The 23158-nt window shown below is 48.6% G+C and carries 24 protein-coding genes; 7 read left to right on the top strand and 17 right to left on the bottom strand.

All coding sequences use genetic code 11. From position 1 onward, the window contains the following. The first annotated feature begins 204 nt into the window (after positions 1-204). Both GC101_RS25545 and GC101_RS25540 read left to right on the top strand, forming a co-directional pair. Entirely contained in the window at positions 205-999 is a 795-nt protein-coding gene (locus GC101_RS25545; RefSeq protein WP_171719566.1) for a TrmB family transcriptional regulator, read from the top strand. 42 nt (positions 1000-1041) lie between these two features. After that, complete coding sequence (locus tag GC101_RS25540) at positions 1042-2268, top strand: MFS transporter (RefSeq protein ID WP_171719565.1); 1227 nt, start codon at positions 1042-1044, stop codon at positions 2266-2268. Between the two features lie 105 nt (positions 2269-2373). On the opposite strand, the gene GC101_RS25535 is transcribed toward GC101_RS25540, so the two are convergent. After that, positions 2374-3483: an NADH:flavin oxidoreductase gene (locus GC101_RS25535; RefSeq protein WP_171719564.1), complete on the bottom strand. Its 1110-nt coding sequence runs from the start codon at positions 3481-3483 to the stop codon at positions 2374-2376. Positions 3484-3701: 218 nt separating this feature from the next. On the opposite strand from GC101_RS25535, the gene GC101_RS25530 reads away from it, so the two are divergent. Continuing rightward, positions 3702-4295, top strand: a complete 594-nt coding sequence (locus GC101_RS25530) for a TetR/AcrR family transcriptional regulator (RefSeq protein WP_171719563.1) — start codon at positions 3702-3704, stop codon at positions 4293-4295. Between the two features lie 618 nt (positions 4296-4913). Here GC101_RS25530 and GC101_RS25525 read toward each other — a convergent pair. The 3 genes from GC101_RS25525 to GC101_RS25515 all read right to left on the bottom strand — a co-directional run bounded on the left by GC101_RS25525 (position 4914) and on the right by GC101_RS25515 (position 6491). After that, the gene (locus GC101_RS25525; protein WP_171719562.1) at positions 4914-5405 is read right to left on the bottom strand and encodes a pyridoxamine 5'-phosphate oxidase family protein; all 492 of its coding nucleotides are present in this window, start codon (positions 5403-5405) and stop codon (positions 4914-4916) included. A 117-nt stretch (positions 5406-5522) separates the two neighbouring features. After that, complete coding sequence (locus GC101_RS25520; protein WP_171719561.1) at positions 5523-5987, bottom strand: phage tail protein; 465 nt, start codon at positions 5985-5987, stop codon at positions 5523-5525. 24 nt (positions 5988-6011) lie between these two features. Further along, complete coding sequence (locus GC101_RS25515; RefSeq protein ID WP_171719560.1) at positions 6012-6491, bottom strand: GyrI-like domain-containing protein; 480 nt, start codon at positions 6489-6491, stop codon at positions 6012-6014. A 99-nt stretch (positions 6492-6590) separates the two neighbouring features. On the opposite strand from GC101_RS25515, the gene GC101_RS25510 reads away from it, so the two are divergent. Further along, entirely contained in the window at positions 6591-7553 is a 963-nt protein-coding gene (locus GC101_RS25510) for a helix-turn-helix transcriptional regulator (RefSeq protein ID WP_171719559.1), read from the top strand. 149 nt (positions 7554-7702) lie between these two features. Then, entirely contained in the window at positions 7703-8881 is a 1179-nt protein-coding gene (locus GC101_RS25505) for a serine hydrolase domain-containing protein (RefSeq protein ID WP_171719558.1), read from the top strand. 101 nt (positions 8882-8982) lie between these two features. On the opposite strand, the gene GC101_RS25500 is transcribed toward GC101_RS25505, so the two are convergent. The 3 genes from GC101_RS25500 to GC101_RS25490 form a co-directional block, all read right to left on the bottom strand. Continuing rightward, positions 8983-9894, bottom strand: coding sequence for a glycerophosphodiester phosphodiesterase family protein (locus GC101_RS25500; protein WP_171719557.1), 912 nt, complete (start codon positions 9892-9894; stop codon positions 8983-8985). Positions 9895-9991: 97 nt separating this feature from the next. Further along, positions 9992-10354 (bottom strand): NUDIX hydrolase, encoded by a 363-nt coding sequence (locus tag GC101_RS25495; protein ID WP_343049827.1) that lies wholly within the window; start codon positions 10352-10354, stop codon positions 9992-9994. A gap of 13 nt (positions 10355-10367) precedes the next feature. After that, positions 10368-10946 carry a TetR/AcrR family transcriptional regulator gene (locus tag GC101_RS25490; protein ID WP_171719556.1) on the bottom strand — a complete coding sequence of 193 codons (579 nt, stop codon included), beginning with the start codon at positions 10944-10946 and terminating at the stop codon, positions 10368-10370. 158 nt (positions 10947-11104) lie between these two features. Between GC101_RS25490 and GC101_RS25485 the strand changes: the two genes are divergently transcribed. After that, positions 11105-11995, top strand: a complete 891-nt coding sequence (locus GC101_RS25485) for a ketopantoate reductase family protein (protein ID WP_171719555.1) — start codon at positions 11105-11107, stop codon at positions 11993-11995. A gap of 88 nt (positions 11996-12083) precedes the next feature. Here the strand turns inward: GC101_RS25485 and GC101_RS25480 are convergent, their stop codons facing one another. The 8 genes from GC101_RS25480 to GC101_RS25445 form a co-directional block, all read right to left on the bottom strand. Then, a complete protein-coding gene (locus tag GC101_RS25480; protein ID WP_171719554.1) occupies positions 12084-12794 on the bottom strand; it encodes a Crp/Fnr family transcriptional regulator in 711 nt (236 codons plus the stop codon). A gap of 39 nt (positions 12795-12833) precedes the next feature. Continuing rightward, complete coding sequence (gene rd, locus GC101_RS25475) at positions 12834-13016, bottom strand: rubredoxin (RefSeq protein WP_039307922.1); 183 nt, start codon at positions 13014-13016, stop codon at positions 12834-12836. Positions 13017-13044: 28 nt separating this feature from the next. After that, positions 13045-14259, bottom strand: coding sequence for an NAD(P)/FAD-dependent oxidoreductase (locus tag GC101_RS25470; RefSeq protein ID WP_171719553.1), 1215 nt, complete (start codon positions 14257-14259; stop codon positions 13045-13047). Between the two features lie 16 nt (positions 14260-14275). Beyond that, on the bottom strand, positions 14276-15514 hold the full coding sequence (locus GC101_RS25465; RefSeq protein WP_171719552.1) for an FprA family A-type flavoprotein: 1239 nt from the start codon (positions 15512-15514) through the stop codon (positions 14276-14278). 237 nt (positions 15515-15751) lie between these two features. Beyond that, a complete protein-coding gene (locus tag GC101_RS25460) occupies positions 15752-16456 on the bottom strand; it encodes a class I SAM-dependent methyltransferase (RefSeq protein ID WP_171719551.1) in 705 nt (234 codons plus the stop codon). A 20-nt stretch (positions 16457-16476) separates the two neighbouring features. Beyond that, positions 16477-16914 carry a hypothetical protein gene (locus GC101_RS25455; protein WP_171719550.1) on the bottom strand — a complete coding sequence of 146 codons (438 nt, stop codon included), beginning with the start codon at positions 16912-16914 and terminating at the stop codon, positions 16477-16479. Between the two features lie 100 nt (positions 16915-17014). Further along, on the bottom strand, positions 17015-17719 hold the full coding sequence (locus tag GC101_RS25450; RefSeq protein ID WP_171719549.1) for an anthrax toxin lethal factor-related metalloendopeptidase: 705 nt from the start codon (positions 17717-17719) through the stop codon (positions 17015-17017). A gap of 372 nt (positions 17720-18091) precedes the next feature. Next, positions 18092-20347 (bottom strand): ATP-binding cassette domain-containing protein, encoded by a 2256-nt coding sequence (locus GC101_RS25445; RefSeq protein WP_171719548.1) that lies wholly within the window; start codon positions 20345-20347, stop codon positions 18092-18094. Between the two features lie 153 nt (positions 20348-20500). Between GC101_RS25445 and GC101_RS25440 the strand changes: the two genes are divergently transcribed. Next, positions 20501-21649, top strand: coding sequence for an epoxide hydrolase family protein (locus tag GC101_RS25440; RefSeq protein ID WP_171719547.1), 1149 nt, complete (start codon positions 20501-20503; stop codon positions 21647-21649). Between the two features lie 6 nt (positions 21650-21655). On the opposite strand, the gene GC101_RS25435 is transcribed toward GC101_RS25440, so the two are convergent. Both GC101_RS25435 and GC101_RS25430 read right to left on the bottom strand, forming a co-directional pair. Then, positions 21656-22081 (bottom strand): MaoC family dehydratase, encoded by a 426-nt coding sequence (locus GC101_RS25435; RefSeq protein ID WP_042137298.1) that lies wholly within the window; start codon positions 22079-22081, stop codon positions 21656-21658. A gap of 215 nt (positions 22082-22296) precedes the next feature. Further along, positions 22297-23154 (bottom strand): aldo/keto reductase, encoded by an 858-nt coding sequence (locus GC101_RS25430; protein ID WP_171719546.1) that lies wholly within the window; start codon positions 23152-23154, stop codon positions 22297-22299. Positions 23155-23158 lie beyond the last annotated feature (4 nt).

The following is a 23158-nucleotide window of genomic DNA, read 5'->3' as shown; positions in this document are numbered from 1 at the left end:
TACTATTAAATAAATATACCTGCTTACTCCCTGGATTGTCAACCGGCGGCACACAAGAGAGTCTGATCATCCCAAAGGGAGCTTGAGGATGAATGGGGCTGGCAAAATTATGGTGCGGCAGTCTTGACAGCTACCCAAGACGGGAGTAGTATTTTGAAATACTTCTATGCGTAAGAAGATAATACAATCCAAAGGAGGCCCCCTATGATTGATGCTTTACGGAAACTCGGATTGTCCGATCTCGAAGCCCGCTGTTATCTGGCGCTGCACGGTCAGCCCCCTTCTTCAGGCTACGAAGTCTCTAAGCAGGTGTCAGTATCGCGCTCCAATGTCTATGCTGCGCTGCGCGCCCTTGTAGAGAAAGGTGTCTGTCGTGCTGAGGAAGGTGATCCGATTACCTTCGCGGCGATTCCAATCGGACAGGTTGTTAAGCTGCTGCAATCGGAGTTCGAACGCACTGCCCGCTTACTGGAGAGTGAGCTGACTACCCTGCCGGATACGCCGCCCTTCTTCAGTAACTGGAAAGGAGATCAGCAGGTGGATCTGGCGATCCGCCGCCTCACCGCCAATGCCAGAGAGGAGATTCTGGTCGATCTTTGGGCAGAGGATCTGCACTGGGTCGAGGAATCGCTGCTCTCAGCCGAGCACCGGGGTACCGCCGTTCATCTCATGGTCATCGGTGAAACGCCGACAGAGCTTGAACATGTAATCGTACATAGTGTGCCGCCGGGGGGACCGCATCGGTCACGCAATTTCTCCATGCTGCTGGATAAGGAAACGGCGGTCATCGGCAGCTTCAGCCGGCACGCGCCGGTATCGGCGCTGGAGAGCAACCACCCGGCGGTGCTGAACGTACTGCAGACCTCGTACTTCCACGATGTTGTGATGATGCGGATCGAGAAGGATTTTGCCAGTGAGCTGGAGGACCGGTACGGGAAGGATTATGCACTGATCCGGCGGGAGCATCCCGAGATGCATGCGAAGAACTCCGGCATGTAATGAATTTAATGTATACCTGTGAATTAGAAAGGATGACATGTTTTGAATCCAAAAGGCTCGTCCGTACTACATAACCGCTCGTTCCTGCGCCTGTGGATCGCACGGATATTCTCGACCAGCGCTTTTCAGATGCTGTCTGTCGCCATTGGCTGGCAGATGTACGCGCTGACTGACAGCGCCTTCCAGCTGGGCCTCGTCGGCCTGGCGCAATTCCTGCCCATGCTGCTGCTGACGCTACCGGCCGGACAGACCGCTGACCGGTATGACCGCCGGACTATTGTCTATCTCTGCCAGCTGATGGAGAGCGTAGTTGTCCTGCTGCTCGTCCTCGGCAGTCTGCAGGGCTGGCTGGGCTCGCTTCATCTGCTGGTCGCCGCTGCCATTCTCGGCGCCTGCCGTACCTTCGAAGGCCCAGCCTCTGCTGCGCTTGTGCCGGACATCGTGGACCGGGAACAGCTGCCGAAGGCCGCAGCCTGGTCTGCCTCCGCAATGCAGACCGCGATGATCGTCGGCCCGTCACTTGGAGGAGTGCTTGTCGTTTGGGGTACTGCCGCTGCCTACATTGCCTCACTTGCAGCGCTGCTGATCTCGACCGTGCTCATCTTCTTCGTCAAGACCGTTCACTTCGTGAAGAAGCTGGACGCCGTCAATATGGACACGTTCCTCAGCGGCTTGAAGTTTGTCTTCGCCCGCAAAATCATTCTCGGCACCATCTCGCTTGATCTGTTCGCCGTGCTGCTTGGCGGTGCGACTGCCTTGCTGCCGATCTTCGCCGAGGATATCCTGAAGACCGGCTCACTCGGTCTGGGGCTGCTGCGCTCTGCGCCAGCGGTCGGGGCGATCCTTGTCTCGCTGATTCTAACCCGATATTCGGTGGAGAAATCAATCGGCAAGACACTGTTCGCCTCCCTCGTTGTGTTTGCCTTGGCGACCATTCTGTTCGGGGTGTCTCACAGCTTCTGGCTCTCGCTCTTCGCGCTGTTCCTCATCGGCGCTTCCGACGTCGTAAGCGTCGTAATCCGTTCGACGCTGGTTCAGGTCAACACACCGCAAGAGATGCAGGGCCGGGTCAACGCCGTCAACTCCCTGTTCATCGGCACCTCGAATCAGCTGGGTGAATTCGAGTCCGGTACGATGGCCGGTCTGGTCGGTGCTGTACCGGCGACTGTCATAGGCGGGCTTGGCACCCTCGTCATCACCGTGATGTGGATGTATTGGCTCTTCCCGGTCCTCCGGACGCAGAAGACCTATATGGCGGAGAAAGGGTAATAGAGAGCGGGTATTGGAAATTATTCACCTTAAAAAATAGTCTAAATAAAGTTAAGGCTGCCCATGGGCAGCCTTATTTGTGCGGTTATAAACACACTCTATGCTTCAATACAGTTGGGCAGCCGCCTCAGGAGTAAAGGCTAGAATCTCCTCCACCCTGCCCTCGCGGATTTTCTTTGCCCATGCCGGATCACCCAGCAGCGCGCGTCCGACGGCTACCAGATCGAACTCCTGATTATCCAGCCGCTTCAGCAGTTCATCCATCCCTTGATGCTCCGCTTCCCCGCCTTCAGCGGGATCATTGTCCATGCCTACGGAACCAACAGCAATCGTTGTCTTCCCGGTGAGCTTCTTCACCCATCCGGCGAGACCCAGCTCCGAGCCTGCGAATTCCGGGTCCCAGAACCGGCGGGTCGAGATATGGAAAATATCTACGCCGGCCTGTACCAGCAAATCCAGGAATTGCTTCAGCTGCTCCGGTGTATCTACCAGCTTCGCCGTGTAATCAGTCATTTTCCACTGGGACAACCGGATGGAAATCGGATAATCCGGTCCGACTGCAGCGCGGACGGCCGCGACAACTTCGGCTGCGAATGTGGTGCGCTTCAGGAAATCGCCGCCATAGCGGTCCGTCCGCTGATTGGTTTGTTCCCAGAAGAATTGGTCAATCAACAAGCCGTGGCCGCCGGAAAGCTCTATCCCGTCGAAGCCAGCCTGCTGTGCATTCACTGCCGCATCGGCATAGGCTTGAATGACGCCGGCAATTTCTTCTTCTGTCATCGGCTCGCTAATCTTGTTCCCTTGCATATCGATGCCTGATGGCCCGATCGACGGAGCATCCGGGATTGGCCCGGAACCTGCGGGCCGAATCATTCCCATATGTGACAATTGGGGAAAGATAATCCCGCCGGCCTCATGAACCTGTCTGACGACTTCACGCCAGCCGCTCAGAGCGGCTTCGCCAAACAGATTAGGAAGTCCCGGATCACTGCTCGCCGCCGGATGGTCAATCATACCAACGGTGATGATCAGCCCCACCCCATTCTCAGCGCGGCGGCGGTAATACGCTGCCATATCCTCACCTGGAATACCCTCGGGTGCAAAAGCACGCGCCATCGGTGACATCACGATCCGGTTGGGTATATTTAATTGTTGAACCGTATAAGGTTCAAATAAGGTCTCCAGTGAATGAATTTGCTCCTGCTGTTTAGCCATGATTAACGCCTCCTGTAGATTGTATGATTATTCTCAAAGCGGGGTATGAATGCAATAGTAACAAGCTCCAGTCCCCCCTTCAACCAACAATCTGCCCAAGTTGTTGCTTAAGCTAGAAGCCGGAAAAACTGTCGTATTGGCAGAACCTATTTGTCGTCTGCCAATAAGCTGATTATAATAAAGGGATTCTACTCTCTACTGAAAGGAGTGTTCCTTGGATGGCTGGCATACTCCCCCCCAATCCCAGCGACCCGCGGGTGATTCGGACCCGTCAATTAATTCTGGATGCCTTCATCCGGCAATTGAATATCATGGACTTCAATTCGATAACCGTCGGCGTTATTACCAAAGCAGCCACTATTAACCGGACCACCTTTTATGCACATTTCCAGGATAAATATGCGCTGTTCGAAGCCTTTTTGTTAGACGCCTTTACGAATATGGTCCTCCATAAAGTCGATGCTACTGGACCGTTGACCGAAAAGACGCTTCAGGAGCTTATCGTGGCCTTATGTAATTATCATGAAACCAGCCACCGCTGCTTCAAAAGATATGATTCCGTAGCACTCCTGCTTGAGGAGAATATCAAGCTGCATCTTGAAAAGCTTATCCTGCAGCTTATTAGCGAATCAGAATCAGCTGCAGATTCGAAGCCGCTTGCCACTGCGGCCACCCTGCTAAGCTGGTCCTTATACGGCGTAACCTACCGCTGGAATGTGGACGGAAGAGCGGAGTCTCCCTCCGAACTTGCGGAGCGGGTCATGCCGCTGATCACGGGCGGATTCCCCATGTTCAATCCGCAAGTTTCCTAATCAGACTGGTGTAAAAACAGCGGCAGCCTCGGACGTAAAAATCATGTCCAGGGCTACCGCTGTTTATATTGAGCCAACGTTGTGGGACAATATCGAGATACATAAGCGCTGAATGGTGAAGGTTGTCGCGCACACGGTAGATAGATCATCTTGATTTACTTTAGGAGGGAGCGAGTGCTATCAAATCCTGCACAGAATACAACATTTCCCCGGATAAATCGGCTCAAAACCAAGTTTGTTGTATAAAATGCAACATTATTCCTTTTTCAAGCGACTTTGGTGGAATATTCTTGTATTTCATACAACAATCCTCCCGAACACCCGGCAACCCAGGAATCAAAGTTGTAAAACGTACAACATTTATGCTTACAATACTTCTTTACTTCTTTACTTCCTTACTTCCTTACTTCTTCCTTCCTTACTCCATCCTTCCTTACCTAAGACTCCCCATTCACCGGTATGAAATCAAAGGTATGAAATTGACGGCTTCCGCTGTTTCCGCCAGTAATTGCACGGCAACGTCTATTCCCCCACGCCCTCACGTCTATAGATCAGCAAAAAAACACCCCATACCAGCCGGAATTCTCCAGCGGCGCGGGGCATCTTTTATCAAACCAGCTATTCCAATTCAACCGTCTTGTTCAGATCCGACTTCTCCGTATCCTGATTGGTGATTCGTTTGAACATATAAGTCGCCATCTCGGCCAGATTACCGCTCTTCCAGTATTCAGCTGCTTCGGCATGAACCTGAATCAGGATCACGTTCGGGTCATCATAGGTGGCCTTCAGGAACGTGTTATAGCCTGCACTCCAGAATTCTTTTTTCTTCTCCAGATCCTCGACAATCCTGGCGGTTCCGCGGATGGAGACATAGGATTTGTCAGCGTACACAACATTAACCCTTGGATCATGGAGGATCTCATCGAACTTGCTGGTGTCCTTCTTGGTCAGGAACCACAGGTCTCCGTCAAACTCGACTTCCTGTGTCTTCATGGGACGGGATACCAGGCCTTCGGGTGAGATCGTCGTGAACATCGCTGTATCAATCCCTTTGATAAGGTCTCTGACCGTCTCGACAGCTTCCTGATGACTTTTATCCAAAGTTGACATGCTTATCGCCTCGTTTCTTCCGGGTTATGGGAATAGGATATCCAAATGCGTACCTATTATTAACCCGATTAGGCGGTAATCTATCTCTAAAGGTTCAGTCACAGCTCACCACCTGGTTCAGTATTCGCCTTTAATGACGAAGAACGAGCCCCGGATCGTTCCGGCCAGCTTAGACTTCTGTCTGGCGAATTTGAACTTTGTCTCCAGCTCCTTGGGAATCTCCATGCCCTCAGAGAGCTTGAATCCGACAGCCCGCTTCTTGGGATCATCCACGGTATACATCACGTTAAGCGCCAGACCATCCTCATAAAAGACGTAAGCAAACCGGATATTCTCTACCTGAAAACGCGAGGTCTCCAGGGGCTTGGCCGAGAATTCAAGATCACGTTCTTTTTTCAGAATTCCATTCACATAATTCAGGGTCTCCTGGCTTTCGCTGGCCGGGACAACCGTGAACTCATGCTTGTACTTATTCATGAAGTAACGCGCTTCATTCGCACGCAATCCTGCAAGTGCATCCACTACAGGTGACGACTCCAAGCCGGCCGTAGACACCTCTTTGAAATCAACGATATAAGACATTGCACTTCCTCCTCGGCAAACCCGTTATTTACTTACAACAGGAATCCACATTTCACCTACAACCTGACCATCCTGCTGCCCCATCTCAACCGATGTATTGGGTCCGCCCACATAGGCGACATCCTTCGCTTCCGGCAGAGCTTGACCAAAAGCAACTCCGGCCAGCTTATTATTCAGTTCATCAGCCGTTGCCGCTTCCCCTCTAACCACCAGGTATTTCCCCTTAGGAAACTGGATAACTCTGGCCTCTTCCGGCGCAGCTGCTTCGCTCATGACACCCGCATAATACATCATTTTGTTGTTCACCGCTTCACTCACGGCAAAAATATAGTCGTTCACGGCCATCGCCTTCAACTTATCGAGCCTTCCATCTTCACTGACAGCCTGCCAGAAGTCTGACTTTTCTTTGTTAATACCGGCATAGTCCGTGTAATCACTCTTAAGCTCCGTACCTAAACCTATAACGATGAAGCTGTCTTTTTCCTCTAATGTGTAATTTGCCATGTCGCAACCATCCTTTGTATTTGGAATTTGTCTTCTTGTCTTGATATGTATATGATAGCCTTAAATCATGTCATAAAATGAAACTGTTTAGGAGACGCGATGAAAAAAGTTGAACGGGTTAATGTCATCATGCGGTATATTAACAACCGGGCCCACTTTACTATTACTGAAATCATGCAGGAATTTAACATCTCCCGTTCGACTGCGATTCGGGACATCCGGGAAATCGAGGCTCTGGGGATGCCGCTTGTCGCTGAAGTTGGACGGGATGGCGGGTATTCTGTGATGCGCAATTCTGTCCTTCCCGTGGTCCGGTTTACAGATAATGAGCTCAAAGCCCTGTTCATTGCCTTCATGGCTACAAGAAACGGGCAGCTCCCTTATCTCAAGAGCCGTCAGTCTTTAACGGAGAAATTATTGGGCCTCCTCTCGGAGAACCAGCAGGAGGACCTGTTTCTTCTGAATCAAATCCTGCTGTTTGAAGGGACCAACCCGAATAATCCTGACCTGCTTGATCTGTCTGATCTCCCCCACCCCATGCTGGAGAAGCTGATCCAGATCCTCCTGGTGGACCGCTATTTGCTGATTACCAGCGAAGAAGCGAAGCTCCTCCAGGTTTATCCTGTTTATCTCTTACGCCTCTATCGTGAGAAAAGCTTTTGGCTGATTGAGGCCTTCGACTTAAACGATGAAAGGAAGCGGATTATTCCTGTGGACCAAGTCACCGATGTTGTCCTAAATCCGGATAAAAAAAGATTAAGCAGGAAAAAGATCCTGGAAAAACTGAGCAATCAGGAAGAAGAAGTCAACCTCGTCCTTGAACTCGGCCCCAAGGCGATTGCCCAATTCAAAAAATATCATCCATTGAAGGTATCGCTCTCCTATACGAATCCTTACCAGAGCACAGCCATTCTCAAGACGTATATCCATACGGATATGCCCGAAGAACTGGCGGAAATCATAAACTGGCTGCTTTTCCTGGGCGGAGATATCAGACTTAAGGAAGCGCCGGAGGAAATCTGGAAAGGGTTAAAAGAGAGACTGCGGTTATTATACCTATAATCAGTGTGCCACCAAATGTACCGGATATTCAGATTACAATTCTGACCTCTATACAACCTGTCCAAAAGAGTTTAATATTTTCAAGTAGTGTAATGACAATATCTGATTTGGCTTCAGGGAACTTATCCGGAAAAGGAGACTTTAGGAACATGCTAGATTCAAACACAACCAGCCTATTGAAAAAAACATTGAGAGCAAGTATCGGTAACCAGGAAATCGCAGGTGCGAACCTGATGGTCATCAAGGACGGACGCGAGGTGTTCTATCACGAAGACGGCTTAGCCGATGTCGAAGCGGGAAGTCCTGTCACCCGGGATTCGATCTTCCGTCTATACTCGATGACGAAACCGGTTACATCAGCCGCCATCATGCTGCTGCTTGAGCGCGGTGAGATCGATTTGTTCGATCCGGTAAGCCGTTATATTCCAGGGTTTAAGAACCAGCTGGTCGAAAAGAACGGAGAACTGGTGCCTGTCAGCCGGGAGGTAGTCATTCACGATCTGCTGAATATGACCTCGGGACTCGTATACGGAGGAGATACAGGCAAAGCCGCTCTGCATACGGAGGCTTTGTTCCAGGAGCTGGACAGCCGCTTGCACGGCGATAACCGGATGAGCACCATGGAATTCGCCACCCGTCTGGGTGAAGGCCCGCTTTCGTTCGAGCCGGGTTCGTTCTGGCAGTACGGGACCTCAGCGGATGTTCTGGGAGCCATAGTGGAAGCGGTTAGCGGGATGCGGTACGGCGAATTTTTGCAGAAGGAAATATTCAGCCCGCTGCAAATGCAGGATACCGGCTTCTGGCTGCCTGAAGACAAAAGAAACCGCCTGGCCAGAGTCTACCAGGAGGATGGCGAAGGAGGCTTGAAGCTGTATGCGGAGAGCCATCTGGGCATCTACCATCATATGGACCGGGAGCCGGCCTACGAGTCAGGCGGAGCGGGCCTGGTCTCAACGATTGACGATGCTGCCAAGTTCACCACCATGCTGATGAACCAGGGCAGCTTGAACGGCGTTCAGCTGCTCAAGCCTAGAACCGTTCAATATATGACTACAGCTGTTCTAAGCGATGGGCAGCAAAAAGGCTTCGATACCTGGCATTCCCTGCAGGGGTATAGCTATGGCAACCAAATGCGTATCCTGAAAGACACCGGAAAAGCCGGAGTGATCGGCGGCCAGGGTGAATACGGCTGGGACGGCTGGCTTGGAGCTTATTTCACCAATAGTCCGCAGGACGGCCTGACCTTCCTGTTCATGATTCAGAAAAAAGATGCCGGCACACTGCCGGTCACTCGCAAGCTGCGTAATATTGTGTTTAGTTCGTTGTAAGAAACCTGCTCTTCTTGTCCAATACACACACAGGGTCCAACTCTTGCTCCGTTAAGAACAAGAATTGGACCCTGTGCTATGAAATGAGAAATTCTGCTAAGTTACCAGTTCGCGTTCTTCCTGTTCGTCTCAATGACTTCATGGAAACGGTCAGGGAAATTGGTATAGACTCCATCTACACCCCAAGAATAAGCTTTATCCATATTGAGCTGATAATTAATGGTATAGGGCATGACCTTAAGTCCCGCCCGCTTTATCTGCGCCACGTAAGACGCGCTGGTCCCCTGGAAATTCGGGCTGATGCCGACAGCATAGGACTTCACATCCGCCAGATAAGCTTCGGTAAGTCTTACCGAGGTATAATCATTCCATACGAGCTGGTACAACGGAATATCCGGGTTGATGGAATGGAACTTCCGCAGACTGGCTGCGCTGAAAGAGTGTATGGCCACTACTTTTTCCAGATTATATTTCTTAATGTATTCATTCAAGAGGACTTCGATATTAATCTTCGGCGTTGATTCCTTGATTTCAAGGACATAGCTGATCTCTTTGCCAAAGGTTTCGAATACCTCATCGAGGGTGGGGATGGTGGTCCCTGCATATATTTCTCTGGCAAACATCGGATACGCTTTATTGAACCACGACCCGGCATCCAGCTGTTTGATCTGCTCCAGCGTCATGTTCCTTACATACCCTTTGCTATTGGTCGTACGGTTGACCGTATCATCATGGATAACAACAGGAATCTGATCCTTGGTCAGGTGGATATCCAGCTCAATCGAGTCAGCATCCATTTCACGCGCCAGCTCGAAGGCCGGTATCGTGTTCTCCGGAGCATATCCGGACGCACCACGGTGGGCGATCGTATATACTTTTTCCGCCGGATCGATGATTTCTTTCACTTTAACCCGGATGGTCGGGAAGGAAGCGTACAGTGTTGTAAATAAGAGGATAAATATTAGTACATGCATTCCGATAAAATAAGCTTTATGGCTGACAATCTTCTTCATTCCGTCGTCCTCATTTTCCTGTAACCTTAACTTTTGCAAATATTATTATATTAACAGTTAGGGTCATTGAAATCCACATTTTTAATTACAGCGTAATCTAACAGCATAATTCTAAGCATTCTCCCTGCCCGCCGGCGAGTTCAGCCTCATGCACCGGAATCCAGAAATATTCAAAGGTCAGACCTAAGTCTTCTCCGGATGCTTCTATCGTATGTTCCCACCGGGCCGGTCGCTCTTGAATTAACTCTAACTGATATACATGTCTTTCATGATGTTGTTGTTTATACGCCGCGTAGTACAGATACGTCTTCAAATGCTTGACTAGCCGCAGCTCATCCTTCGTTATTCCTGACTCCTCCAGTATTTCCCGGAATAATGCCGTTTCTATACTCTCGCCCGATTCTACAGTCCCGGCAGGAACCTGCACACCAGCTTCCGGGTAGTCCCTGTGCCTGAACACGAGCAGCTTATCGTTATATATAATGTAGGCCCAGACCGTTCATCACATAGGGACGTATGATGTCTACAAGGAGATCCGTCCGTTCCTTCTCCCCGGCTTTGAACCATTGATACGCTGCGCTATAGATCGCTGACCCTGTCATGGCCGCCAGGATTGTTGTCTGATTGGGGTCTGCGGAATGAGGATGATCTCCTTTTACAAAAATGCGCTCAATAATCTGCTGCAGCAGCTGCTTGATCTTCTCGTCCACCAGCGTAGCAATCGATTTGGAATCCATCCGGCAGATCTCATAAAAATCCAAAATATACCGGTAAGTCATCAGGATGAGCTCGTTACATATTTCATCTGTGAACTCCAGCGCATGCTCCACGGGTCCGGGAATCATCTTGCGGAAAGCCTGTTCGATGATTTCATCCAGCAACGCATATTTATCCTCGTAATGGGTGTAAAATGTGGCGCGGTTAATGGTAGCTCTCTCTGCAATATCTTTGATGGTGATCGTATCGAAGCTTCTCAGCCGCAGCAACTCCCGGAAGGCTTCTCTAATCAGCTGCCCAGTGCGCACAACCCTTGGATCTATCTGGTTAACCATCGCTAACTCCCCCTGCTTAGACATCAAATCTTAATCTATGTTGTTTAACCGACTTATTCCCGAGTCTGCCGATTGAAATCAACAGGATGCCGGACTATCATCAATCGTATCAGACATGTGTTGTTTAAACAATGTGTGTTACCTAATTGAAAGGACAGATGAACTTGAGTATACATTCAGACAGAATATTAATCGTTGGCGCTGGAGTGATTGGCAGTGTGTACGCACTCCGGTTCGCACGGTCAGGACTTGACGTTACCTTACTGGCCCGGGGCAAGCGGCTGGAAGCCCTCCAGAAGCAGGGTCTTCTATACAATGAGAATGGCACGATACAACAAATTCCGATAAAGGTAATTGCGGAGCTGGATGACGAAGATATCTACGATTTCATCTTTGTTCCGGTCCGGTATGATCAGGCGGAGTCTGCTCTTGAGGCGATTAAGAATAACAGAAGCCAAACCATTATTACGTTGACCAACACGGTAGGTTATGACTCCTGGCTTGAAATCGTAGGCGAGCGGCTGCTTCCGGGCTTCCCGGGTGCTGGCGGAGACCTCAAAGACGGTGTGCTCTACGCCCAGTTTGGAACGGAGTCTGGGCAAGGGACTATATTTGGTGAAATCAATGGACAGACGACCGAAAGAGTGAATCATCTTGCCGGACTCCTTGAGCATGCAGGGCTTACTTATATAATCGAACCCCACATGAAGGCCTTCCATATCTCCCACGCAGCCCTGGCAGCAGTGAACAAGCACTTTTATACGGAGGATGGTACGGGTATGGTGGATTTGGAGACTGCCAGAAGCGACAGTACATTGAGCAAGCTTGCTGCTGATATTAAACGCAATATTAAGCAAGTTGAGCAGTCCGGAATACAGGTCATCCCGCCGGAAACGAAACAGATGGCTGATTTGCCGGAAGAGGACATTATTGCCCGGTACCGCCAGATGCTGAGCAATGACTTCATCATTGATGTTAAGCTGGGGAATCAGGCTGTTAGCAGAAGAGCAGAGATCCTGCTGCTGGATGAGGCGTTCCGTAACGATTGATGGGAGTCAGATCACCTTAACTAATCCGGGTATTCAAAAGCGGCATCTCCCCATTATCTACTGGTGGAAATGCCGCTTTTATTATGATTCAATTTCCCATATACTTCTCCACACCGGCCGGGTCCATGAGCACCATCTGTTTATTACCAATCAGCTTGATCAGGCCCGAATCTTCAAACCTGGAGAACTTCCTGCTAATGGTCTCGCGGGTCACCCCGACATAACTGGCCAGCTCTTCACGGGACAGCGGAAGATCAATATGAATACGGCTTCCATGCCGCTTGCCGTATTTGTCACTGAGTTCCATGATCATGCAGGCAATCCGGATCTCCGGATCTTTGGTCGCCAGGCTCTGCGCCAGATTCTCCGTATGGGCGAGTCTTTTGGTTACACTTTTCAGCAGCCGTAGAGAGATATCCGGATTATCTGTCATTAACTGCTCCATATCATTCCGGGTCAGCATACAAATATTAGTGTCTTTCAGGGCATATGCGTTAAAATTACTAAGCTCATCACTGTTAAAAATACTAAGCTCCCCGAAGAAATCCCCATTCGTCAGTATGTGCAGGATTTGTTCCTTGCCTTCAGGAGTCATTTTGGATAGCTTCACATGCCCCTGTTGAATAATGTACAGCGTATCTGATGGCGCCCCTTCAAGAATTAACGGCTGACCTTTGGTAAACTTGCGGTGCTTAATCATGGCGCTAATTCTGGTGAGGTCATCGTCCGTCAATGCAGCAAAAATCGGCACCTTGCGTGTACAAGGTTCTGCGGCGTGCTGGCAGGAGTGCTCTTTCATACCGTTCCCCCTGAAATGTAGTATTTAGAAGCTGCTACTCTAATGAGTAACAGATTTCTTATCTTCAACTGCTACGAAGTGACTTGTATCCTCTCCGCAGACTGGACATACCCAGTCTTCAGGCAAATCTTCAAACGCGGTGCCGGCGGCTACATCCTCATCAGGATCGCCTATTGCCGGGTCATAGATATAGCCGCAGGGTGTACAGATGTATTTCTTCATTCTTCTCAGCTCCTAATAGGTTGTTTTTTTAGTTCAATCGGGATTGTACTTCAGCCATAATGGCTTCTATGTTATTGCTGGCAAGATGAATTCCGGTCAGGCTGATCCCCTGTTCTACAGCCGACTTATACGTCAGGGAGGCAGCGGCTCCTTGCCAGGATAACGCACCGGTGATTGTATTATCTTTCACAAAGATCCGCGTATAGGCGCCATTCTCTTCTCCGATTACCGCCACATCGCATTGCCGTTCATCTGTGTTGCCAATGGAGAACAGAGAGAGCCCAAAAGCATTAAACAAAGTAACCGGAACCGCTCGGCGGTAGGCGGTGAGACTGTCAGCCATGTTGCTGCCGGCAATCCTTCCCTGTTCTATTGCACCGCCCCACAGTCCTTCAACATGCCCGTTAATTTCAGCAACATCACCGGCAGCAAAGATGTTCGGATCGCTGGTTTGCAATTGTTCGTTTACAATAATGCCGTTCCGGACTTGTATAGCCGATCCGCTTACAAGCGCCGTGTTCGGGACAATTCCGATAGAGTATACAACATGGTCACACGGGAGATTAGAACCATCGTCCAGCGTAATCCCGGTAACATAGTCTGTACCTGTAATTGAGGTTACCCCTGCTTGCAGAATCACCTTCACTCCGGATTGTTCCAGAGTCTCCTTAAGCAGGCTGGAGGAATGCCCGTCCAGCTGTCTGCCCATCAGGGACGGGGCTGCTTCGATCACGGTTACCTCGTAACCTGCTTCGAACAAAGCCCAAGCCGTCTCGATGCCCTGCACGCCTCCGCCAATTACGGCTACGCGGCTGCCATCCTGCAGACTATCTTTTAACCGGTCCGCATCGTTCATGTCTCTGATAGTATGGACATTCTGAAGTCCGGCACCTTCAATAGAGAGTGCACGGTTCCTCGCGCCCATACACAACAGCAGCTTATGATACTCCACCCGCTGGCCGTCTTCTGTCTCTACCATCCGGCAATCCGGCTGGATCGAGGTGATCCGGGTTGAGGTCTTGACGTTTATACGGTTATCACGATACCACTTCTCTTTCTTGATCAGCACCTTCTCGCTGTGCAGGTCGGTGAACAGGCCTTTGGTCAGCTTAATCCGGTTATACGGAAGCCCGCTTTCCTCACCTAGAATCGATATTTCTGCTTCCGCGTCCTGATCGCGGATTGCTTTGGCGGCATGGACGGCGGAGACGCCGCCGCCGACGATTACATAATGCTTCGTCATGAGTTGTTCCTCCTCCCTAAATTGAGCTCAGCAGCAGATCCGATACAAATTCAGCCGCATTTTTAATTTTCTGGACCTTCTCCGGCTCTTTAGGGGAGAATCTTACTCTTACCGGGAACTCAACATGTGTCATACCGGTGGTTTTGATGACCTCCGAAGTGCTTTGCACGGTCATATTCGTTCCGTTCAGATAGTCCTGAATGACCTCGATGGCTTCTCCGCTCCAGCCGTACGAGCCAAAGGATGCCGCAAGCTTGCCTTCCAGATTCATATGCTGCAGCTCCTTCAGCACATCCTCCAGGTTCCCGATCATGTCCGCATACTTAGTAGAGCTGCCGATAAAGACCGCGTCTGCAGAAGCAATGCTGTTCAGAATATCCGCAGTGCTGCTTTTATCCGCATCCCAGACTTCCGTTCCGATATTATTCTCCTGCAGGCAATCCTGAATGATTTTGGCCATTTTCTTCGTGCTGTTCTTGATGGTGGTATATACGATGACTGCTTTTTTACCTTGAGTCGTTTCGCGGCTCATCGTGGCATACAGATCAATGAATTTAGGGATATCCTCCCGGATCAGGAATCCATGGGATGGGGCAATCATGCGGATATCCATATCCTTGACCGCTTCCAGCAGTGTTCTTACATATCTTCTGTGCGGATGGATAATGGCGGCATAATAGCCCTTGTAATCTTCAGTGATATCAAATCCCGCTTCATCACTGAACAGATTCTCCACAGCTACATGTGTACTGAAGATATCGCAGGGGAACAGGATCTGATCCTCGATACAATACGTGATCATCGTCTCGGCAGTATGAAGGTACGGCGTTTCTTTGAACAGCAGTGTTTTCCCGCCGATATCCAGCGTATCGCCATCTTTAACGACCAGGAAGTTCCGGCTGTGCAGCTTATACATTTCCTGCAGTTCCGGCACAGCGATTTCGGTGCACACGATTGTGGCATTTAGAGCCTGGGATGCAAGGGCTGCCAAACCGCCGGAATGGTCGGGCTCCGTATGGTTAATTACGATGTAATGAATATCCATGAGGTCAATCATACCGGCGAGACACTCGGCATATTCACGGCCGAACTCCATATCTACCGTATCAATCACGGTCGGCTTGCCCGTTTTTAACAGATAGGAATTATAGGTTGTTCCTTTAGCCAGAATCAGGCGGTGGAACGGAACCTGACGGTTATCTATTTTGCCTACCCAGTAAGTATCCCCGGCGATTTGTTTGAATTGTGTACTCATTTTGTTAACCTCCAATGTTTGATTGATAATCCTTATCAGCAACCTCATTCTATTACGGCTGCCACACAAAAAGGAGGATTCAAATCAAATTCCGGAAGTTTATGAAAAAGCTTAACCGTATACTTTTAATGTAGACGATTGAACAGAAGGGGTGGTGCGTATAGTCACAGTTGGACAGAAATAATGAAATTTCTCTTGCGTGTCAGCGGTCAAAATAAAAAGCCGATCCCCATGAGATCAGCTCTTCTTAGCCACAAACGTTATACAATCCGAAGTCAGCCTAACAGGTTCACCTTTTCTGCTGATTTCATATTCCAGCGGTTTTACGAAGCGTTGCTCAACTTCCCAGCCGGCATACTGCTGATCCAGCAGCTCGAACATTCTTGCCGTAGTTAGATTCACTTCAAACATGGGATCGAGTTCTTCCTCTTGTGCGAGGTTAACTTCACGAATGTTCGACGCGATAATAATACAATTCGCTCCATTTCGTTTCGTTCCGGCATTCATTTCCTGCAGTTTCCGCTCCAGTGCCTGCTCTGAACTGACATGCTCTAAAGAAGATACGGCTACGATAATATCATATTCATCTGCTTCAATGTTAAACTGTTCAATATCGGATAACCTTGCCACAATGTATTGTTCAACTCCAAATTCCTTACTGTAGCTATTCAGTTTATCTATAGCCGATTCCAGCAGGTCAACGCATACTACTTTACCATCCCTATATTTCAAAGATTCAGCGATAGGCATGCTGTTCCGGCCAATTCCCGATCCTAAATCCAGCACACTTAAGTATTCCCGCTCCTTATATTCCTCTAAAAGGCTGATCACCGTCGCAACGGGTCTGTGCAGCCAGGACCCTGGCTCGAATAAGTCGTATGTATCGTAACAGTCATCATGATATTTCTTCTCTTCGGATCTGATGTTGGCTATTCTGTCCATTGGTTCACCTCGGGATTATTCTAGTAATGAGCTCTTATTAATCTGTAGTTGTTTTTTGCTATGAGTTGTTCAATCTCAATTACTTCATCTTTTTCTGGGTTTATCATTTCAATGACATATCTTGCAAACCCCATCGGGCAGATATATTGTAATTCATTTAATGATACGGCCGAGCTGCAGCAAGGTGTAATGATTGATAACTCTTTAAAATGATTGGTGCTGCATATATTCATCTGCTCTGCCCACCAATCCATTTCTAATTCCCTAAGGCATTGATTGCATCTAATTCCATCAAAATTAGATCCAGAATCTATAAATGATACTTCCTCATGAAGATGTTCACTTATTTTTTTGTTGGAGGTTATTGTTCGCAATTGATTTGTAATCGCACTTCTATCTTTATCGCTTGGGACGGTGTTCTCATGCAATGGTATGATTTTTATAATGTAACTGGACATTTTACACCAGTCCTTTTCTTTAAACGGTAACTTAATAATGGCATTAGCAACTGATGTTTTTACGGTATTTTTTAAATAGTTTAAATTAGTTTAAATTAGTTTAACGAATCTTCTGTTTGCAAAATTCCAACTCAGAAGCAGAATTCACTTCGAATAAGCTTTCTATGAAATCGTACGTTTTTGGAGCACTTTCTTTTAGCAATTCACTATAATGTTGATTATCAAAGTAATTTCGAAAACACTCAGCAAAGTATTCATCTGTTGTTTTGTGATGATCGAAAAACGCCTCAGTAGCCCCAGGATAATTGATATTATTAAAGAGTTTCGCATACTCTTCATTAGCTATGTTTATGAATTGATTATCATTAGAGATGATTTTTCTGCTCATGTTGTCCTTGTCATAAGCATGGCCGATCTCGTGCAAAAGAGTACCATACAACGTGTATTCATTCCCATTGGATGGTGAGACATATATATCTTTATCCTCATAAGAATATTTACCATTATTAAATTCTACTATAGACTTATTTGAAACTTCATTTAAGTCCGGAACTATTATTATTTTATTAAGATTTACTATAGTTGTTTTAACCTCTTCAGGTAAAGTATTCAGTAATCCTATTATATAACCTAAATGATTTATTTTAGCCTGAGGAATTTTATCAGATACGTAAATATTGTTTATACAGTTTGTTAGCAATTTTAAGTCAGTAGGTTCTGTTAATATCTCCTGATCTGTAGAACAACTTGCTAAGAGTAAAGAAACTAAAAAAAACATTACACCTTTTAATAATAATTTCCTCATTACATACTCTCCATTTATAGAAATTCGAATATAAGTTAACTTATTGTTTAAACAGAGCTTGTAGCCCATCTTCAAAAGCTTGTTCTTATTTAACCATCACAAATTAGCGATTCTGTTTCATTCCACTTTTCTTTTACTCGAATTATATCAGCAATGATGTGTATTTTATCACGTGGGTACAAAAATAAGATGCTTCCGCCTTTCGGGTATTTTTTGCTTTTTTATAGTCTCGACTAAAACAATCTGGCCCCTTCAACTCAATCAGCAGGTATAACGTATCATATATGGATATATATAACTATTGATTGTGAAAAAGCAGGGTTGCCTGATCTACCGGCAGCCCTGCTGACTATAAGGGGAAATAGTGAATAACTACGCCAAATATCTCCCCGTGATCGAATGCTCCGCATCAATAATCTGCGAAGGTGTGCCCTCAAACACTATCTCGCCACCCTTGCTGCCTCCGTCCGGTCCCATATCAATGAGCCAGTCTGCCTGGCTAATCACATCGAGATTATGCTCGATGACGATCACCGTATTGCCGGCATCCACAAGCCGGTTCATGATCTCCAGCAGGTGTCCGATGTCGGACATATGCAGGCCGGTCGTCGGCTCGTCCATCACATAGATGCTGCCCTTCTTATGCAGCTCGCTGGCCAGCTTAATGCGCTGGCATTCTCCGCCCGAGAGCGTGCTGAGCGGCTGGCCGAGTGTAATATAGTTCAGTCCCACATCACTCATAGCCTGAAGCTTGCGCACCACCTCTTTGAGCTGGAAGAACTCAAGAGCCTGCTCAACAGTCATCTCCAGGACCTCAGCAATGGATTTGCCGTTCAGCTTGTAGGCAAGCACCTCTTCCTTGAACCGCCTGCCTCCGCATACTTCACAAGGCAGCTTCACACTGTCAAGGAAACCAAGGTCAGTATATACGACACCAAGTCCTTGGCAATTCTCGCAGGCTCCCTTGGAGTTGAAGCTGAACAAGCCTTGATTCACCTTATTGGCAGCTGCAAACGCCTTGCGTACATCATCCATAATTCCCGTATAGGTCGCAGGATTTGAGCGCGTTGAGACGCCAATCGCCGATTGGTCAATAACGATCGTATCCGGATGCTGACTGAGGAAGACATCATTAATCAGCGTACTTTTGCCCGAACCTGCGACACCTGTTACCACTGTCAGTATGCCGGTAGGAATATCCACACTTACATTCTGCAGGTTATGCAGAGAGGCATTCTGGATGGGCAGCTGACCGGAAGACGGTCTGCAGTCCTGCTTCAGCTTAAGCGGCCGCTTCATATGGGTGCCTGTCAGTGTACCTGACTCCAGCAAGCCCTGGAAGCTTCCTTCATAGACAATATTACCGCCGCGGCTGCCGGCGTGAGGCCCGACATCAACAATATGATCCGCCAGCTTGATGACATCGGGATCATGTTCAACGACAATGACGGTATTCCCTTTGTCGCGAAGCTTCTCCAGCAGCTCATTTAGCCGGTGGACATCCCGCGGATGCAGCCCAACGCTGGGCTCATCGAAGATGTAGGTGACATCCACCAGGCTTCCGCTTAGATGCTTCACCATCTTGACGCGCTGTGATTCTCCGCCGGACAGCGTATCGGTCTCACGGTCCAGCGTCAGGTAGTCCAGCCCGATATCGACCAGATGCTGCAGCCGCTCCGCCAGCGACTTGACGACCGGAGCTGCGGCAGGTTCCTCTATCTCCCGGATGGTGCGTATAAGCTGCCCGACTTCCATAGCGGACAGCTCCGCAATGTTCCTTCCATTGATCCGGCAGCTGAGCGCAGCCTGGCTAAGTCTTGCTCCATGGCAGCTGGAGCAGGTGCCTTCGGTGATGAACGGGGCGACCATTTTTTGCGTACGCTCAGATTTGGTCTTCACATCCTGTCTGATATACTTGCCCGTGAACTTCTCAATAACACCTTCTACCGTAATGTTAGTTGCCTTCCCGGCAAAATCCATCTTCACTTTCCTGGCCTTGCCATACAGCAGCTGTTCCAGCTCCGCATCTGAATATTCGCTCAGCTTCTTGTCCAGAACGAAGTCACCGGCCTGCACGATCATGTTCCAATCCCAGCCGCCGACTGCATAATCCGGCAGCATGAGGGCTCCATCATTCAACGACTTGGACATGTCCACGGCCCGGCTCATATCGACCCCCAGCTTGCGGCCGATCCCGTTACATTCGGGACACATCCCTTGCGGATCGTTGAACGAGAACATGTTCACTCCGCCTACATGAGGCTGACCCACTCTGGAGTACAGCAGACGGAGAATTGGCGAGATGTCAGTGATTGTGCCCATCGTGGAATGAGAACCGCCGCCCAGCCGCTTCTGATCTACGATAACAGCCATGCTCAGGTTCTCGATCCCGTCTGTATCCGGCTGCGGATAACGCGGAAGGAAGGTTCGCACGAACATGCTGAAGTTCTCGTTCAGCAGCCGCGTGGATTCAGCAGCAATCGTATCGAAGACGATGGATGACTTGCCGGAGCCGGATACTCCGGTGAAGATGGTAATTTTTCGTTTCGGGATACGCAAGGACACGTTCTTAAGGTTGTTCTCCCTTGCACCGGATATCACGATATACTCCTGATTCATTTCGTTCATGCTTAGCATCCCTCCAGGTGGTATAGATTTCTTTTGTTTCTATTATCCTTAGCATTATCCTTAGCATTTGATTACGGCATTGCCTCATGATTTTGAAAGGATATACTATAGTTATATCGTTGCTGTAGCTAATACACTTAAGGAGAGAGCAATATGCCGATTGAACGTTTTCAAATCCGGGTGTCTGAGGAAGTTCTTGAAGACCTGAAATACAGACTGGATCATGTCCGCTGGCCCGATCCATTAGAGGGTTCTGACTGGGAACGGGGTACGGATCAGGGTTATTTACGGTCGCTCGTTACGTATTGGCGTGAGCAGTTTGATTGGCGCGCCAGAGAAGCCGAGTTGAACCGCTTGTCACATTTTCGCTGTAACGTCGATGGAATCGATGTGCATTTCGTGCACGAGCGCGGCAAAGGCCCTAATCCGCAGCCGATTATCCTTACGCACGGATGGCCGGACAGCTTTGTCCGATACGAGAAAATTATCCCTATGCTTACGGACCCTGCCCGTTATGGCGGGAATCCCGAGGATTCCTTCGATGTCATTGTCCCTTCCGTGCCCGGATTCGGCTTCTCTAATGGCCTGAAGCGCGCTGGTGTGAATAATGCTTATGTGGCTGAGCTGTGGGCCAAACTAATGACTGAACATCTGGGCTACCCGAAATTCGCTGCAGCAGGCGGGGATGTCGGCTCTGGTGTTACACGGTATCTGGCATTCAACCATCCTGAACTTCTTACCGGTATACATCTTACCGACATCGGTATCATCCGGAATCTTCTGGCTGTCCAGGATAAGTCGGGGTTGACTGAAGAAGAGCTCCTGTACATCAAGAATACTTCGAAATGGATGGCTGATGAAGGCGGGTACATGTCGATTCAATCGACGAAACCACAGACGCTTGCCTACGGACTGAACGACTCACCTGTAGGATTGGCAGCTTGGATTATTGAGAAATTCCATGCATGGAGTGATTGCAAGGGTGACCTAAGGAACAGCTACAGCGAGGATGAACTGCTTACGAATATTATGATCTATTGGGTTACCAATACAGTAGGGTCAACAGCGAATATCTATTACGAGAACACGCATTCACTGCCGCCTCTCGGGCGCATTGAGGTGCCTACCGGTATAGCTATTTTCCCGGGGGATGTCGCCTTGCCGCCCCGGGAATGGGCTGACCGCAATCTGAATATCACCCGCTGGACTACCATGCCCCGCGGCGGACATTTCACAGCCATGGAAGATCCCGCGCCTCTGGCGGAAGACATCCGTGAATTCTTCAGAGCATTAAGAGGATAAAAGATTTCATTGTTTCACCAGCACAGACAGCTCGCCCTCAAAAACCTGATCGTCTGAGCTGGTGAACGTTGATAATAACACCGTAACCAGGCCTGTTGCATTCCGCTTCTCTTCTACCCCGGTCACTTCAACCATGGTATACAATTCATCACCCGGATATACGGGGCGCATGAATTTAATGTTGTTCATCGCAGTTCCGGCAATAACCTCATCCCCATAACTGCCTGTCTCCACCCACAGCTTAAACGACACAGCCAAGGTCTGAATTCCTGAAGCAATGATTCCGTTGAACCGGCCTTGCGCTGCCTTCTCTTCATCCAGATGCATATACTGCGGATCAAATTCGCCGGCAAATCTGGTGATATCCTCTTTCGATAAGGTTAGAGATTTGGTTCTAAACACTTGACCGATATAAAATTCATGAAACCGCATGATTGCACCTCTTGAAGTAATTTTGCTCGTTTATTTTAGAGTAGGATTATATCACAGATCCGGTGTACCGTCTTATACAATCTTGACTGTAACCTAGTAGAATTGGAACGGCAAGATTCACTTTGATGTTATTTAAACGAAAAAGGGCCCCGGGAAATCCCGGCAGCCCTCTAACACCTGCTATTCAATTCGAGCATCGCAGCTTCGTATGAAATTTATTCCAGACCCTGTTTCCCGTAGCCAGTGAGGTTCTCAACGACTTGCGGATCGTAGTGGGAGAAAAATGCGCTTTCGCCTGTATCGAGTGCAGCGATCTTAGCCATATCCTCCGGCGTCAGTTCGAAGTCGAATACATTCATGTTTTCTTCCATTCTGTTTCGGCTAACTGTTTTGGGAATGACTACCACGCCTCTCTGAATCAGATAGCGCAACGCCACCTGGGCCGTGGATTTATGATATTGATCAGCCACCGTTTGTAAGGTGGTGTTGGTGAACAAATTATTTTTCCCTTCGGCAAAAGGACCCCAGGATTCAATCTGCGTATGGTATTTCTCCATAATTTCCTGAGCTTTGACCTGCTGGTTGAAGACATGGGTCTCCACCTGATTTACAGCCGGCACCACTTCAGTAAACTGTACAAGGTCGATATATCGGTCCGGATAGAAATTACTTACACCAATTGCTCTAAGGGTACCGGCCTTATACAGCTCTTCTAATGCACGGTACGTTCCGTAGTAATCCCCAAACGGCTGATGAATCAGGACCAGATCCAAATAATCCAGCTGCAGCTTTCGCAGGGATTCTTCAATAGAAGCTTTAGCTTGTTCATAGCCTGCATTAGAGATCCATACTTTGGTTGTGATAAACAATTCTTCCCGGGGAACTCCGCTCTTCTTAATAGCACGGCCAACGGCTTCCTCATTCCGGTAAGCTTGTGCGGTATCAATGGAACGGTAGCCTACGCTTAGGGCATCCAGCACACACTTCTCACATTCCGCCTGATCTGAAATTTGATAGACGCCATAGCCCAGAATCGGCATTTGTACTCCGTTGTTTAAGGTTACATACTCCATTTGT

Origin of the sequence: Paenibacillus phytohabitans (genome assembly GCF_013141775.1) — a bacterium.
GTDB lineage: Bacteria > Bacillota > Bacilli > Paenibacillales > Paenibacillaceae > Paenibacillus_AQ > Paenibacillus_AQ phytohabitans.
Note: the sequence above shows the minus strand (reverse complement) of the source record. Positions and strands in the feature narration are given on the sequence as shown.

Coding starts and splice junctions, on each gene's coding strand:
- GC101_RS25545 (WP_171719566.1), top strand. CDS start 205: ATGATTGATGCTTTACGGAAACTCGGATTGTCCGATCTCGAAGCCCGC.
- GC101_RS25535 (WP_171719564.1), bottom strand. CDS start 3,483: ATGGCTAAACAGCAGGAGCAAATTCATTCACTGGAGACCTTATTTGAA.
- GC101_RS25530 (WP_171719563.1), top strand. CDS start 3,702: ATGGCTGGCATACTCCCCCCCAATCCCAGCGACCCGCGGGTGATTCGG.
- GC101_RS25525 (WP_171719562.1), bottom strand. CDS start 5,405: ATGTCAACTTTGGATAAAAGTCATCAGGAAGCTGTCGAGACGGTCAGA.
- GC101_RS25520 (WP_171719561.1), bottom strand. CDS start 5,987: ATGTCTTATATCGTTGATTTCAAAGAGGTGTCTACGGCCGGCTTGGAG.
- GC101_RS25515 (WP_171719560.1), bottom strand. CDS start 6,491: ATGGCAAATTACACATTAGAGGAAAAAGACAGCTTCATCGTTATAGGT.
- GC101_RS25510 (WP_171719559.1), top strand. CDS start 6,591: ATGAAAAAAGTTGAACGGGTTAATGTCATCATGCGGTATATTAACAAC.
- GC101_RS25505 (WP_171719558.1), top strand. CDS start 7,703: ATGCTAGATTCAAACACAACCAGCCTATTGAAAAAAACATTGAGAGCA.
- GC101_RS25500 (WP_171719557.1), bottom strand. CDS start 9,894: ATGAAGAAGATTGTCAGCCATAAAGCTTATTTTATCGGAATGCATGTA.
- GC101_RS25490 (WP_171719556.1), bottom strand. CDS start 10,946: ATGGTTAACCAGATAGATCCAAGGGTTGTGCGCACTGGGCAGCTGATT.
- GC101_RS25485 (WP_171719555.1), top strand. CDS start 11,105: ATGAACTTGAGTATACATTCAGACAGAATATTAATCGTTGGCGCTGGA.
- GC101_RS25480 (WP_171719554.1), bottom strand. CDS start 12,794: ATGAAAGAGCACTCCTGCCAGCACGCCGCAGAACCTTGTACACGCAAG.
- rd (WP_039307922.1), bottom strand. CDS start 13,016: ATGAAGAAATACATCTGTACACCCTGCGGCTATATCTATGACCCGGCA.
- GC101_RS25470 (WP_171719553.1), bottom strand. CDS start 14,259: ATGACGAAGCATTATGTAATCGTCGGCGGCGGCGTCTCCGCCGTCCAT.
- GC101_RS25465 (WP_171719552.1), bottom strand. CDS start 15,514: ATGAGTACACAATTCAAACAAATCGCCGGGGATACTTACTGGGTAGGC.
- GC101_RS25460 (WP_171719551.1), bottom strand. CDS start 16,456: ATGGACAGAATAGCCAACATCAGATCCGAAGAGAAGAAATATCATGAT.
- GC101_RS25455 (WP_171719550.1), bottom strand. CDS start 16,914: ATGTCCAGTTACATTATAAAAATCATACCATTGCATGAGAACACCGTC.
- GC101_RS25450 (WP_171719549.1), bottom strand. CDS start 17,719: ATGAGGAAATTATTATTAAAAGGTGTAATGTTTTTTTTAGTTTCTTTA.
- GC101_RS25445 (WP_171719548.1), bottom strand. CDS start 20,347: ATGAACGAAATGAATCAGGAGTATATCGTGATATCCGGTGCAAGGGAG.
- GC101_RS25440 (WP_171719547.1), top strand. CDS start 20,501: ATGCCGATTGAACGTTTTCAAATCCGGGTGTCTGAGGAAGTTCTTGAA.
- GC101_RS25435 (WP_042137298.1), bottom strand. CDS start 22,081: ATGCGGTTTCATGAATTTTATATCGGTCAAGTGTTTAGAACCAAATCT.
- GC101_RS25430 (WP_171719546.1), bottom strand. CDS start 23,154: ATGGAGTATGTAACCTTAAACAACGGAGTACAAATGCCGATTCTGGGC.